General features: G+C 71.2%; 9 protein-coding genes and 2 pseudogenes. 5 read left to right on the top strand and 6 right to left on the bottom strand.

What is annotated here, in order from left to right; genetic code table 11:
• Positions 1-14 precede the first annotated feature (14 nt).
• From RPQ07_RS08325 to RPQ07_RS08315, 3 genes are read left to right on the top strand one after another with little or no spacing between them, the layout of a single operon-like run.
• Entirely contained in the window at positions 15-272 is a 258-nt protein-coding gene (locus tag RPQ07_RS08325; RefSeq protein ID WP_313943428.1) for an acyl carrier protein, read from the top strand.
• 1 nt (position 273) lies between these two features.
• Positions 274-753 carry an SRPBCC family protein gene (locus tag RPQ07_RS08320; protein ID WP_313943427.1) on the top strand — a complete coding sequence of 160 codons (480 nt, stop codon included), beginning with the start codon at positions 274-276 and terminating at the stop codon, positions 751-753.
• 22 nt (positions 754-775) lie between these two features.
• Positions 776-1,117, top strand: a complete 342-nt coding sequence (locus RPQ07_RS08315; RefSeq protein WP_313943426.1) for a TcmI family type II polyketide cyclase — start codon at positions 776-778, stop codon at positions 1,115-1,117.
• A 78-nt stretch (positions 1,118-1,195) separates the two neighbouring features.
• Here the strand turns inward: RPQ07_RS08315 and RPQ07_RS08310 are convergent, their stop codons facing one another.
• Positions 1,196-2,257 carry a methyltransferase gene (locus tag RPQ07_RS08310; RefSeq protein ID WP_313943425.1) on the bottom strand — a complete coding sequence of 354 codons (1,062 nt, stop codon included), beginning with the start codon at positions 2,255-2,257 and terminating at the stop codon, positions 1,196-1,198.
• Positions 2,258-2,335: 78 nt separating this feature from the next.
• Positions 2,336-3,400: a nitrous oxide reductase family maturation protein NosD gene (locus RPQ07_RS08305; RefSeq protein ID WP_313943424.1), complete on the bottom strand. Its 1,065-nt coding sequence runs from the start codon at positions 3,398-3,400 to the stop codon at positions 2,336-2,338.
• 346 nt (positions 3,401-3,746) lie between these two features.
• Here RPQ07_RS08305 and rsgA point away from each other — a divergent pair, with 346 nt between their 5' ends.
• On the top strand, positions 3,747-4,898 hold the full coding sequence (gene rsgA, locus RPQ07_RS08300) for a ribosome small subunit-dependent GTPase A (protein WP_313943423.1): 1,152 nt from the start codon (positions 3,747-3,749) through the stop codon (positions 4,896-4,898).
• A gap of 92 nt (positions 4,899-4,990) precedes the next feature.
• Here rsgA and RPQ07_RS08295 read toward each other — a convergent pair whose 3' ends face one another.
• From RPQ07_RS08295 to RPQ07_RS08280, 4 genes and pseudogenes are all read right to left on the bottom strand, one after another.
• Positions 4,991-5,356, bottom strand: a complete 366-nt coding sequence (locus RPQ07_RS08295) for a PPOX class F420-dependent oxidoreductase (RefSeq protein ID WP_313943422.1) — start codon at positions 5,354-5,356, stop codon at positions 4,991-4,993.
• Positions 5,357-5,426: 70 nt separating this feature from the next.
• A pseudogene (locus tag RPQ07_RS08290) lies at positions 5,427-7,823 on the bottom strand (glycosyl hydrolase family 95 catalytic domain-containing protein).
• A gap of 157 nt (positions 7,824-7,980) precedes the next feature.
• Positions 7,981-8,463: a DUF456 domain-containing protein gene (locus RPQ07_RS08285; protein ID WP_313943421.1), complete on the bottom strand. Its 483-nt coding sequence runs from the start codon at positions 8,461-8,463 to the stop codon at positions 7,981-7,983.
• A 23-nt stretch (positions 8,464-8,486) separates the two neighbouring features.
• Positions 8,487-9,485 (bottom strand): helix-turn-helix domain-containing protein, encoded by a 999-nt coding sequence (locus RPQ07_RS08280; RefSeq protein ID WP_313943420.1) that lies wholly within the window; start codon positions 9,483-9,485, stop codon positions 8,487-8,489.
• 185 nt (positions 9,486-9,670) lie between these two features.
• On the opposite strand from RPQ07_RS08280, the pseudogene RPQ07_RS08275 reads away from it, so the two are divergent.
• Positions 9,671-13,413, top strand: a pseudogene (locus RPQ07_RS08275) (S8 family peptidase).
• The last annotated feature ends 116 nt before the right edge of the window (positions 13,414-13,529 follow it).

Here is a 13,529-nt window from a genome sequence, read left to right as displayed (position 1 = left end):
CAAGGAGAACTGCCATGTCAGACGTACTGACCATCGAAGAGCTCGCCGCCCTGATGAAGAAGGGCGCCGGACTCACCGTGGATCCCGCCGACCTCGCCGGCCGGAGCGAAACCCGCTTCGACGAGTTCGGCCTCGACTCGCTCGGCCTGCTCGGCATCGTCGGCGAGCTGGAGAACCGGCACGGCCGACCTCTCCCGCCCGACGCCGACCGGTGCAAGACCCCGCGGGAGTTCCTCGACCTCGTCAACACCACCCTCATGAGCGGAGCCTGAAGTGTCCGGACACACCGAGAACGAGATCGTCGTCGCAGCGCCGCTGGATCTCGTCTGGGACATGACCAACGACCTGGAGAACTGGCCGCAGCTGTTCAGCGAGTACGCCTCCGTCGACGTCATCGAGCGCCAGGGCGACACCACGACGTTCCGGCTGACCATGCACCCGGACGAGAACGGGACGGTCTGGAGCTGGGTCTCCGAGCGCACCCCGAACCGCGCGGCGCGCACGGTGAAGGCCCGTCGCGTCGAGACCGGCCCCTTCGAGCACATGAACATCCACTGGGAGTACTCCGAGGTCGCCGGCGGCACCCGGATGCTCTGGCGCCAGGACTTCGCGATGAAGCCCGACGCGCCCGTCGACGACGAGTGGATGACCGACAACATCAACCGCAACTCGAAGGTCCAGATGGCGCTCATCAAGGACAAGATCGAGCAGCGCGACCGGGAGAGCCGCGGCGCCGCGGTTCCCTCCAACTGACCCGGAAGGAAGGGCACAGCGGATGAACTCCCCGCACCAGGCGCTGATCGTGGCCCGCATGGCGCCCGAGTCGGCACCCGACATCGCCGAGCTGTTCGCGGCTTCCGACGGCGGCGAACTGCCGCACCTCGTCGGAGTCACCCGGCGCAGTCTGTTCCAGTTCGGCGATGTGTACATGCATCTGATCGAATCGGACCGTCCCCCGGGACCGGCGATCGCCCAGGTGACCGAGCACCCGGCGTTCAAGGACATCAGCGACCGGCTGACGGCCTTCGTCAGCCCCTACGACCCGCAGACCTGGCGGAGTCCCAAGGACGCGATGGCCCGTCAGTTCTACCGGTGGGAACGCGACAGCACCGCGTGAGACCGCGACGACGCCCCGGCTCCTCCTGATCGGAGGACCCGGGGCGTCGGCGTGTGTAGCGGGGGTGGTGGGACCGACTCACCCCGGCACGACGGACTCGAACGCGTGGAGGTAGGCGTTGACCGGACGGACCTCACCGACCACCAGGCCCGCTTGCGTCATCCGGTCCGTCATCGACTTCTGGGTGTGCTTCGCGCCGCCGACGTTCAGCAGCAGAAGCAGATCCATGGCGGTCGTGAACTTCATCGACGGGGTGTCGTCGACCAGGTTCTCGATCACGACGACCCGCGCGCCGGGCCGGGCCGCCTCGACGACGTTCCGCAGGGTGCTGCGGGTGCTCTCGTCGTCCCACTCCAGGATGTTCTTGATGACGTACAGGTCGACGTCGACCGGCATCTCGCGGCGGCAGTCGCCGGCCACGATGGTGACCCGGCCCGCGAGGTGACCGCCGTCCCGCAGCCGCGGGTCCGCCTTCGCCACGACGCCCGGCAGGTCGAGCAGGGTGCCCTTCACCGTCGGGTGCTTCTCCAGCAGGCTGGCCAGCACATGGCCCTGACCGCCGCCGATGTCGGCGACCGTCCTGACGCCCTTGAGGTCGAGCAGGTCGGCGACGTCCTGCGCCGACTGCACGCTGGAGGTGGTCATCGCGCGGTTGAACACGTGCGCCGACTCACGGGCGTCGTCGTGGAGGTACTCGAAGAACCCCTTGCCGTACAGGTCCTGGAACACGCTCTCGCCGGAGCGCACGGCCTGGTCCAGCCGCGGCCAGGCGTCCCAGGTCCACGGCTCGGTGCACCACAGGGAGATGTAGCGCAGGCTGTTCGGGTCGTCCTCGCGCAGCATGCGGGACATGGGGGTGTGGGCGAACGTGCCGTCCTCGGTCTCCACGAAGATGCCGTAGCAGGACAGCGCATGCAGCAGCCGGCGCAGGGGCTGCGGCTCGGTGGTCACCTTGACGGCGAGCGCCTCGGCGGTGGTGGGCGTCTCGTCGAGAGCGTCCGCCACGCCGAGCCGGGCCGCCGCGCGGACGGCCGCGGACACCGCCGCGCCGAAGACCAGCTCGCGCAGGCGCATGGCCGGGGGAGGGGCGGCGACGTCGTCCACGACGGGCTGGACAGGTCTGGGGCTTACGGTGGTCATGCGGCCTCGAATCGTCTGAGGGGCCGCGCTCCGGCGGACCCGGTGAAACGGGGGTTGGGGCTGATCGCGGTCACGGGCTCAGCACATCCCCGCGGGTACGGACGTGTTGCAGCGGTTGCCGCTGAACTTGTTGGTCGCGCCGCCGGCGGCATTGGCGAGGTCGGCCTTGCCGTTGCCCGTCACCCGGTTGTTCTCGATGACGTTGTCGGTGTTGGCCGCTCCCACGAAGCTCTGGAACAGGACGATGCCGCCGGACAGGGGCGACGTGCCCACGTTGTCGGTCACCTTGTTGTGGCGCACGACGGTGGCCTCGGAGCCGGTGAGCACGATGCCGGAGCCCTGGAGGAAGGGCAGCCGGGCCGTGGCCGGGCAGTGCTTGTTGTTCTTGCTGACGTCGTTGCGTGCGATCGTCATGGCGCCGGCCGCCGGCTTCGACTCGTCACCCACGACGAAGATGCCGGCGCAGTTGGCGGTGATCTCGTTGCGGAGCACGGAGAGGTTCCGGACCCGCCGCACGGTGATGCCGATGCGGTTGTCCGACAGCCGGTTGCCGGCGACCACCGCACCGCCGATGTCGGTGGCGCCGCCCTCGCTGTCGATGGTGTTCGCCAGGAAGATCCCGGCGTCACCGTTGGAGCGGGCGGTGTTCTCGCGGAACACGCCCCGGGTGGAGCGCTCCTGGGCGAGACCCCAGGTGCCGTTCTTCTCCGCGGTCACCTTCCGGACCGAGAGCCTGTCGGTACGGGTGGCCCACAGACCGTTCTTCGCGAAGCCGCTCAGCGTCAGAGAGCGGACGGTGACATCCTTGACGGGCTTGCTGTCCGTGCCCCGTACGCAGATGCCGCTGCCGATCTGCGCGCAGGCGTTGGCGGCCCGCGTACCGGCCGCGGCGGGACGGATGACGGTGGCCGGGCCGGCGCCCCGCAGGGTCAGACCGGACGTGGTGACAAGGACGCTCTCGCGGTAGGTGCCGGGTGCGACGAAAATCGTGTCGCCCGGCTTCGCCGCGTCCACTGCTGCCTGGATGGATTCGCCCGGATGGACCGCGCGCATGGTCGCTCCGGACGAGGGGGCGGCGGCGCCCAGTCCCGAGACCATGACGACTGCGGTGCATGCGAGGCACCTGATCTGTCGTTTCGTCATGAGCCGAAGCTATGGGTGATCATTCGGGGCCGCCACACGGAGTGAGCGGATGGATACACCGCGTGCGGCGACCGGGTGTTTTCCGCCCCGCGCCGGTACGGCTGAGAAAAACCCGTGGCGGCGGAACGGCGGTCCGGGCTAACGTGACGGCGTTCCCGCGGTGGCCCGCTGTCGCCGCGTCAGGCCGAGCATGATCCGGGAGGTGTGAACGATGGCTGTCATCGCGCTGGGCGCTGCCCTCACTCAGATGTTCATCCACTCCACCCCCGTGGTCTCCGGCTGACCTCACCTCACTTCTCCGCGCCAGTGCGCGCGTGCCGGGGCCACCCCTGTGAAGGGTCACCCCTTGTCTTTCTCTCCGTCCCACTCTTCTCTTCCGTCGTCTTCGTCGTCTTCGTCGTCTTCTTCGCCGGTCGCGTCGTCCTCGCATTCACTGTCGGCCTACGGCTGGGACGAGGGCTGGGAGGCCGAGTTCGCTCCCTACGCCGAGCAGGGTCTGCTGGCCGGCCGTGTCGTACGGGTCGACCGTGGCCAGTGCGACGTCGTCACGGCCGACGGCCCGGTCCGGGCCGACACGGCGTTCGTCACCCCGCACGATCCGCTGCGGGTCGTCTGCACCGGTGACTGGGCGGCCGTCGACCCGGACGGCGATCCCCGGTTCGTCCGGACGTATCTGCCGCGCCGGACCGCCTTCGTACGCTCCACCTCGTCCAACCGCTCCGAGGGGCAGATCCTCGCCGCCAACGTCGACCACGCCGTCATCGCGGTCTCGCTCGCGGTTGAGCTGGACCTCGGCCGGATCGAGCGCTTCCTGGCGCTCGCGTGGGAGAGCGGGGCCCAGCCGATCGTGGTGCTCACCAAGGCGGACCTGGTGCCGGACGCGACCGGGCTGTCGTATCTCGTCCAGGACGTCGAGACGACCGCGCCCGGCGTGCAGGTACTGACCGTCAGTTCGCTGACCGGCGACGGCATGGACGTGTTCGGTGCCGTCGTCTCCGGTGGTACGAGCGTGCTGCTCGGGGTCTCCGGCGCGGGCAAGTCCACCCTCGCCAACGCGCTCCTCGGCGAGGACGTGATGGACGTGCAGGCCACCCGTGACATCGACGGCAAGGGCCGGCACACCACCACGACCCGCAACCTGCTCGTCCTGCCCGGTGGCGGTGTCCTCATCGACACGCCGGGGCTGCGCGGTGTCGGGCTCTGGGACGCGGAGGCCGGCGTCGGCCAGGTCTTCGCGGAGATCGAGGAATTCGCGCAGCAGTGCCGCTTCCACGACTGCGCCCATGAGGCGGAGCCGGGCTGCGCGGTGCTCGCCGCCGTCGAGGACGGCTCACTGCCCGAACGCCGTCTCGACAGCTACCGCAAGCTGCTCCGGGAGAACCGCCGCATCGTCGCCAAGACCGATGCCCGGCTCCGCTCGGAGATCCTGAAGGACTGGAAGCGCAAGGGCGCGGAAGGGCGCGCGGCGATGCAGGCGAAGCGCGGGCGTCTGCGCTGACGTCGGCTCGGCGGGTCCCGGCGGGTCCCGACGGGTCTCGAAGGGTCCCGACGGGCAGGGTGCGGCGCGCGGTCTCCGCGCGCCGCACCCGGTCAGTCCAGGCCCCAGCTGTGGATCTTCCTGGGGTGGATCCGGATCAGCTCCTCACTGAAGTGCGGGCCCAGCTCGTGCGGTCCGGTGAGCAGTTCGGCCTCGCCCCTGATGTCCACACCGCGCACCTTCCACGGCCTCAGGCTCACGATGTCGTCGACGACGAGCGCGACCTTCGGGTTCGCCTGAAGGTTGCGCCATTTCTTGGTGGTCGCCAGGGCGTATCCGCCGACCAGGATCGTGCCGTCCTCCTGCGGGTAGAAGCCGACCGGGTTGGCCTGCGGCTGGCCCTTCGGATCGACGGTCGCGAGCCGCCCCAGCCGCTGGGACGCCAGGTAGGCACGCTCGGCATCACTGAATTCGGTCATGCCGCCCAGCCTCACACGCCGGGCGGGCCCACCGCATCGGATCAACGGTCCACGGCTCCCGGCCCCCACCTCAAGCCGGCAACCCCCACCGCGGCGCCGGCGCGTTCGGCCGTACCGGCACGATCCGCAGGTCGGGGCGGTCGCCATGGGCCGTGATCAGGGCCGACTCGCCCTTGGGCAGACGGATGCGGATCGCCCCGTCGCCCTCCGGCTCCCAGTGCAGCCGCCGCCCGTGCCCGTCGCGCACCTCGACGGGTCCCTCGATGCCGTGGCGTACGACGCAGGGCGCGCCCGCCTCGCTCCGCAGCCGGACCCAGCGCGTCCTGCCGTTCTCGCGGACCGCGCTGAGCAGGAACGCCCCCTGCGTACGGAAGTCGTGCACGACCAGCTCCCGCCAGGCGGCCGGCAGCGCGGGGAAGACCCGGATCACCCCGCCCCACGACTGGCAGACCATGTCGTGCACCGACTGGGACGCCGACAGCGGCGTCTCGATGACCGGGCCGGACTCCTTGTACATCGTGTTGGCCTGGATGAAACGGCTCATCAGCTCGCCGAGGTACCTGAGCGCGTCCTCGCCCTTGCCCAGCAGTGCGGACATCGAGGCGGCCCCGGTGAAGGTGTAGCCCTGGAGGGCGCCTTCGAAGCTCACCCAGTGGTCGAGGGACTTCTCGATCAGGGCGCGCTCTTCGGGTGTGCGGCCGGTGACCTCGTACAGCGGATAGACGGCCAGCAGATGCGAGTAGTGCCGGTGCGACGTCGCGAAGGGGACGCCCGCGCCGATCATGTAGCCGTTCGCGTCCGCCGGATACGGCACCAGCCGCGCGAGCACCTCCTGCCAGCGGGGGGCCAGGGGGTCGACGACGCCCAGTTCCGCGGCCGAGTCCAGCAGGGTGCGGCAGCCCCAGCGCAGCAGCATGAGGTCGTAGTTGCAGTCCGGGGCGTCCACGCCGTACTCGGGGGAGAAGGTCGCGGGCAGATGCAGCTTGCCGTCCGCGCCAGGGGTGAGGAAGTGCAGGTAGTAGTTGACCGCCTTGCGCAGCAGCGGGAACAGGGTGTCGCGCAGGATCGACCTGTCCATGGTGTGGCGGTAGGAGAGCCAGACGTTGTGCAGGGCCCAGGTGAGGTTGCCGACCTCGGGGGACGGCGGGTTCTCGCCGGGGATGCCGACGCCGTACCCGTTGCCGGTCGGTGTCGCGCCACCGTTGACGAGACGGGTGTCGGTGGTGCGGGGGATGCCGGCCGAGTCCGCGCGGTAGGGGGCGGCGACCTCGGCGGTCAGCTGGGACCTGAACTCGCTCAGCGCCCGGGTCACGGCGTCGAGTTCGAGATGGTTGGAGCCGTGGATCAGCCAGTACTCCAGCTGGACGTTGAGGTTCCACCAGGTGTTGGGCCAGGGAGTGGATTCGAGCCAGGGTCCGCAGGTCGCCATGACGGGCGCGTCGCGCCGGGCCGCGGACGCCGTCTTGTACAGCTGGATCCAGTGGAAGCGCTGCAACCGGGCATCGGGCAGGGACAGGAAGCTCTTGCGGTAGAAGCGGTCCCACCAGGCGCGGTGGGGGAGTGCGAGCACGTCGTACGGAACGGCCGAGGCGGTACGGACGGCGCGCAGCGCACGGTCGCGGGCGGTCGCCTTCGGGAAGGAGTGCTCCACACCGACGTAGAGGGTGCGCCCGGCGCCCCGCCGGTGGGCGCGTTCGCGCCAGGCGGTCACATGCTGGCCCCCGGCCAGCAACGGCTGGACCGCCGCGGTCAGTTCACCGTGGTCCTCCACGACGGCCGGCGGATTGCCGCGGTATCCGTCGGGCAGCGGCTTGAAAGCGGCCCGCGGGCTGATGGCCTCGGCCGGGTGGAAGACCCAGCGGATGTCCTGCTCGCCCGCGCTCGGGGTGATCTCGACGGCCATGACGGAGGCCGTGGTGTGGATGAAAGCGCGCTACCGTACGGTGCCGGCGGTGGTGGTGAGGGTTCCGGTGAGCTCCGCGTCGCGCAGCCGCAGCCGCCAGTCGAGGCCGGTGATCGTGCCGACCGGCTCCAGCGTGAAGTGGCCGATGGGAAGCCGGGCGAGACCGAAGAGGGAGCCGAACTCCGGCCGGTGGTCCTGTACTTCGGAGTGCTGGACGTTGAAGCGCACGGCGTTTCTGCCGGGTTCGGCGTAGATGCCGGACCCGAGGTGGCCGTTGCCGAGGTAAGGGCCCTCGTACCAGGTCCTCGGCGTCTTCTGCCAGACGAGGTCGGCGTCGTCCAGGACGGTGCGCCAGCTGTCCTCGGGCGCGGTGACGGTGGCCGCCGCGTCCACGGGCGGGGCCGGGGCGGGAAGCGCGGCGGCAGGAGGGGCGGCCGGACCTCCTACGGTCAGTGCACCGCCGACCGCGGCCCCGGTGGCCAGCACGGACCGTCTGGACCGTGGCTCGACGCCTCCCGCCGCGTGCGCGGCCCCGACAGGAGATGAGTCAGGTGCGGTTGCCATGTCGCCTCCCGGCGGCTCGTCTGTCAGGCGCGTCCATTCATCCGAGCTATCCAGGGAGGGAACGTAGGGAAGTGGCGGGATGCCGTCAATAGACCGAGAGAGATCCGATGTGTCTCTGCCCATCTGCATCCTGTTCACGACCGGCGATGCCGGGCGGTCAGCCCCAGACGACCGCGCCGAGCCAGGCGCCCACCACGAGCAGCGAGGCGAACAGCTCCACCAGCACACTCGTCCCCACGGCCCGCATCACCGCGCGGGTGGACGCGGCCGCGGGACCGTGCCCGCCGAGTCGCCGACGCTCACTCAGATAGATCCCGCCGATGAACCCCGGGATCGAGCCCACCACGGGCAGTACGACGAAACCCAGCAGCGCTCCCGTGCCCGCCCAGACGGCCAGCTTCGGCATCACGCCCACCTCGCGGATCCTGCGTGGTGGCAGCTGCCACACCACGACCTGGTCGACGATCAGCACCACCGTCGACGCCACCAGAAGCGTCCAGGCCAGGCCCGTCTGCACATGCAGGGACCACCAGAGCATCCCCGCCCACACCAGCCAGCGCCCCGGCACACCGGGGACGAGCACCCCGACCAGACCCAGCACCATGACCAGGCCGACCAGCAGGAGCTGCCACACGCTCATTTGCCCAGCGTGCAGGATCGGGATCATTCCCGCAGGTCGCGAGCCACCCAGCCCTTCGCGTACGCATGCCAGCCGAGCTGCAGACGGGTCGTTACCCCGGTGAGCTCCATGAGCCCCTTCACCCGCCGCTGGACCGTCCGCAGTCCCAGGTCCAGCTGCTTGGCCACCCGTGCGTCCGTCATTCCCGCGAGCAGCAGCGACAGGATCTCCAGATCCGTCGCGTCGGGGCCCGACGACACCTCCTCGAAGGAGCCGCCCACCGCGCCCAACCCGAGCCGCAGCGGCAGCGCCTCCCGCCACACGGCCTCGAACAGGCCCATGAGCGAGTCCAGCAGGCCGCTGCCGTGGACCACCAGCGCGGCCGGGTCGGCCCCGCGGCCCGTCAGCGGAACCATCGCCAGGGTGCGGTCCGCGACGACCAGCTTGGTCGGCACCCGGTCCACCACCCGTACCTGCTCGTCGCGGCCCAGTGCGGCGGTCAGCTCCGTGACCCCGCCCGGCGCGGACAGCACCTCGCGCTCGATCACCGCGCGGTAGGTCACCCCGCGCCGCGCCGCCTTCTCCTCGGCGTCGTTGTCCGCTCCGGTGATCAGGACCGGATTTCCGGTGACCAGGGCACAGACCTCCTCCGTCGCCCCGAGCTGGAGCTGGACGAAACGGTGCGCGACCGCACTCGCGCCCGTCACCACCTCCACCAGGTCGTGCACGGCCGGCTCGGCGGCCTCGGCGCGGTACTCCTCGGCCAGCAGTGCGGCGGCCAGTTCCGCCTGCTCCAGCTCGTGCCGCTGCTGGGTCAGCAGGGCGCCCAGGGCCACCCCCGGAGGCGCCGCCACCCAGCGGCCGGTGCGCGCCGACGACTGGGCCGCCAGCCCGTGCTGTTCGAGCCGCCGCAGCGCCCGCTCCGTCACGGTCTCGGGCAGCGCGAGCCGATGGGCGAGATCGCTGACCTCCGCCGCCCCGAGCGCCACCAACGCGCGGTACGCGGACTCCTGCTTCTCGTCGAGACCTATCGCTCCCAGCACCAGAACCCTCCCCGGACGTGCACTTCCTCGCCGCGTTGGCGGAAACCGGCCACGGCGTGTTCCCGCCGCGCCCATCATCCCTGCACCACCCGCCGCTCTGCCAATGTGGCGCCACCGCAGCACCAACAGCCTTCGGCATCAGTGCCTTTGGTGTGCACTTGTGCCGAATTCAGATGGGGAGAGCGATGCGCCTGATGACGCGTACGGCCCTGGGGGCGGCCACCGCCGCCGTTCTGGCCGTCACGGCGGTCGCGCCGTCGACGGCCGCCGGGCGGCCCGACGACGGTACGACAGGCAAGAGACCGCTGACCGGCAGCGGGTCCGCCGCCGCGCAGGCGGAGCGGCCGGTCACCGTGACCCTCGTGACCGGCGACCGGGTGGCCGTGAGCCGTGACCGTTCCGGAGCACCGTCCGCCACCGTCCTGCCCGGCGGCGACGGAACGGCTCCGCTCGTACAGACCCGCCGGTCCGGCCAGGACCTCTACGTCTACCCCGAGGGCGCCGCCGCGGCCCTCGCGGCCGGCACGGTCGACGAGGAACTCTTCAACGTCACCGGCCTGGTCCGCCAGGGCTACGACGACGCCCACTCCGCCACCCTGCCGCTGATCGCCGTGTACGGCACGGACGTCTCCCGCTCGGTGCCCGTCGTCCCCCGGGGCGCGCGCCGCGGCCTCGTCCTGAACGCCGTCGACGGCGTCGCCCTCCAGGCCGACAAGAAGCAGGCCGCGCACTTCTGGTCCGACGTCACCGCCACCCGCTCGCGCGCCGCGGCGGGGCTCCGCAAGCTCTGGCTGGACCGCAAGGTCGAGGCCACGCTCGACCGCTCCACGCGTCAGATCGGCGCAGACCTCGCCTGGGCCGCCGGCTACGACGGCAAGGGCACCAGGATCGCCGTGCTCGACACCGGCGCGGACGCCGAACACCCCGATCTCGCGGGCCGTATCGCCGAGGCGAAGAACTTCACCGACTCCGACTCCGAGACCGACCGCCAGGGGCACGGCACCCACACCCTCTCCACGGCCGGCGGCTCGGGTGCGGCGAGCGGCGGCAAGAAGAAGGGCGTCGCGCCCGGCGCCGCACTGCTGAACGGCAAGGTGCTCAACGACAGCGGCTCCGGCGCCACTTCGTGGATCATCGCCGGAATGCAATGGGCCGTCGACAACAAGGCCGACGTCGTCTCCATGAGCCTCGGCAGCCCCGAACCGACCGACTGCACCGACCCGATGAGCGTCGCCGCGGAAGAACTCTCCCGCAGCGAGGACACGCTGTTCGTCGTCGCCGCCGGCAACGCCGGTCCCGCCCTCAACACCGTCTCCTCGCCGGGCTGCACTCCTGGCGTGCTCACCGTCGGCGCCGTCGACCGCGACGACTCCACGGCTTCGTTCTCCAGCCGTGGCCCCGCGCCCGTCACCCACACCCTCAAACCGGAGATCTCCGCGCCCGGCGTCGCCATCTCCGCCGCCGCCGCGGGCGGCCGCGGGGTGTACGCCTACCAGGCGATGTCCGGCACGTCGATGGCGACGCCCCATGTCGCGGGCGCCGCGGCCCTCGTCAAGCAGCGCCACCCAACTGGACGGCCCAGCAGATCAAGGCCGCGCTCGTCTCCTCCGCCACGACCGCCGTCCCCGGGGACGTGCGTGAGACCGGCGGCGGGCGGCTCGACGCCAAGGCCGCGATCTCCACGACCGTGACCGGTGCGCCGGCCGTCCAGGGCGGCACCTTCAACTGGCCCCAGGACAGCAGCGACCGCACCACCGTCCAGATCCCTTACACCAACTCCGGCGACAAGCCGGTCCGGCTGAGCCTGGACGTCCGGTCCGTCACCGGCAACGACGGCTCCCGCATCCGCTCCTCGCTCGCCCGCCTCGGCGCACGGTCCGTCACCGTCCCGGCCGGCGCCACGGTGAAGGTGCCACTGACCCTCGACCCGTCCGCCCGTATCGACCGCGCCCAGTACGGCGACATCACCGGCCGCGTCGTCGCCACCGCGTCCGGCGTCGGTGTCTCCACCCCCTTCGCGCTGTACGTGCAGCCCGAGACCGTCACCCTGCGCGTCAAGCTCGTCGACCGCTCCGGCAGGCCCGCCGGGGGAGCGTCCTCGCTGGACGTCATCGGCACCGACGACGCGAGCGGCGAGCGGCGGTTCAACGACGGCGCCGCCGACCAGGTCTACCGGCTGCGGCCCGGCGCGTACTTTCTGTCCTCGTTCGTCGACTCGCCCGACCTGACGGTCGGCTACCTGGGCCGTCCCCAGCTCGATCTGACGAAGGACACCACGGTCGTCCTCGACGCCCGCAGGGCCCACCGGCTGAGCGTGCGGACCGACCGCACCAGCGAGAGCCGCACCGTCACCCTGGGCTTCGCCCGCAGCTGGGACGACACCTGGCTGCACTCCGGAAGCATCTCCGGCAACCGGCTCGCCGCCGGCTACTACGCCGACGTCCAGGGCCGCGCCGAGGACGGCGAATTCGAGTTCGCCAGCTACTGGCGCGCCTACGCCCCGCAGATCGAGAAGCTCTCCGTGGCCGGCGGACCCGCACTGCACCCCGTGGTCGCGAGCCTCGGCTCCGTCAACCTCGACGGCACCGGACAGGCCTCCGTCGTCGACGCCGGCACGGGCACACCCGAGGAGCTCCGGGCCGCGGGCGCCGACGGCGCATTCGCCCTGGTCGAGGTCCCCGACACCGACGCCGACATCATCACGCTCGCCCGCAACGCGAAGGCCGCGGGCGCCAAGGCCGTCATCGTGCACCGCCCGTCCGCCGGGCGCTGGCTCCCGTCGACCGGCTTCGGGACCGCGCCGCACCCGGTGCTCGGCCTGGAGGCCGCCGAGGCGAAGGACCTGCTGACGCGGCTCGCGGACGGCCTGGTCACTCTCCGCTGGAAGGCCACCGCCGCGAGCCCGTACGTCTACAACCTGGCCTTCCCCGAGACCGGCCCGGTCACCTCGGACCGCGCCTACCGGGTGCGCGACAGCAAGCTCGGCCGCAACGAGTCGACGTACCACGCCATGGGTCTGAAGGCCGACTACTCCGACTCCGTCCTCGCCCAGCGCCCCAGCGGCGCGACGGCCTCCGCCTCCGGATTCGACCTGGTCACCGTCCCCGGCACCCGCACCGAGTACTACACCGCCGGTGACACCTCCTGGGACCACTACGTCTCCTCCAGCTTCCCCTGGGGCGAGTTCCTGATCGACGAGCCGCGCACCTACAGGGCCGGCTCGGTGCGCAAGGAGAGCTGGTACGGCGGGGTCCTCGCACCGGCCGCCCCGCGCGACACCACGGGCCGGCCGGCGCTGGCCGGTGAACGGCAGGGCAATCTCCTCGGCGTGGCCCCCGCGTTCTGGGGAGACGCCGAACACGCCGGCGTCGCGGGCTCGTTCGGTGACATCGGCAGCATGCGGCTGAGCCGTGACGGCGAGCAGATCGGCGAGAGTCCGTACCCGTTCGGGGTCTTCGAGGTCCCGGCGGACGAGGCCGCATACGAACTGTCCCTCGCCACCACCAAGTTCGGGCAGCCCGCCGCGGTCTGGAAGCGCTCGACCGAGGTGCTGACGACCTGGAAGTTCCGCTCCCGGCTGGACGAGAACGTCTACTCCCAGGGCCTCGGGCTCCTGTTCCCGCACTACGGCCTGCCCGAGGACGGGCTCAAGACCCTGCCGGCGAAGGACGGCCAGAAGATCGCCCTGAGCGTCACCGGGCACGCGGGCTACACGCCCGGCGCCCTGACCGCCGCCAAACTGTCGTACTCGTACGACGGGGGCGAGACGTGGATCCAGGTGTCGACCGCCCGTAAGGACGGAGCCTGGACCGCGACCGTCGACCACGCGGGGGCGGCGGGCCGGCCCGTGACCCTCAGGACCGAACTGACGGACGCGCGCGGCAACTCCGTCACCCAGCTCGTGGTCGACGCGTACGCCGTGCGCTGACCACGAACGGGTCCGCCGGGCGTTCTTCCCGTGGGGGGTTGAGGCGCCCGGCGGACCACTTTCGTCGCGTTCTTTTTGTGGATGCCCCGTTTTCGTACCGCCCTGGCGGTGGACAA

The sequence above is a fragment of the Streptomyces sp. AM8-1-1 genome (assembly GCF_032229325.1).
In the GTDB taxonomy this organism is placed as follows: Bacteria; Actinomycetota; Actinomycetes; order Streptomycetales; family Streptomycetaceae; genus Streptomyces; species Streptomyces achmelvichensis.
This window is presented reverse-complemented; position numbering and strand designations above follow the sequence as displayed.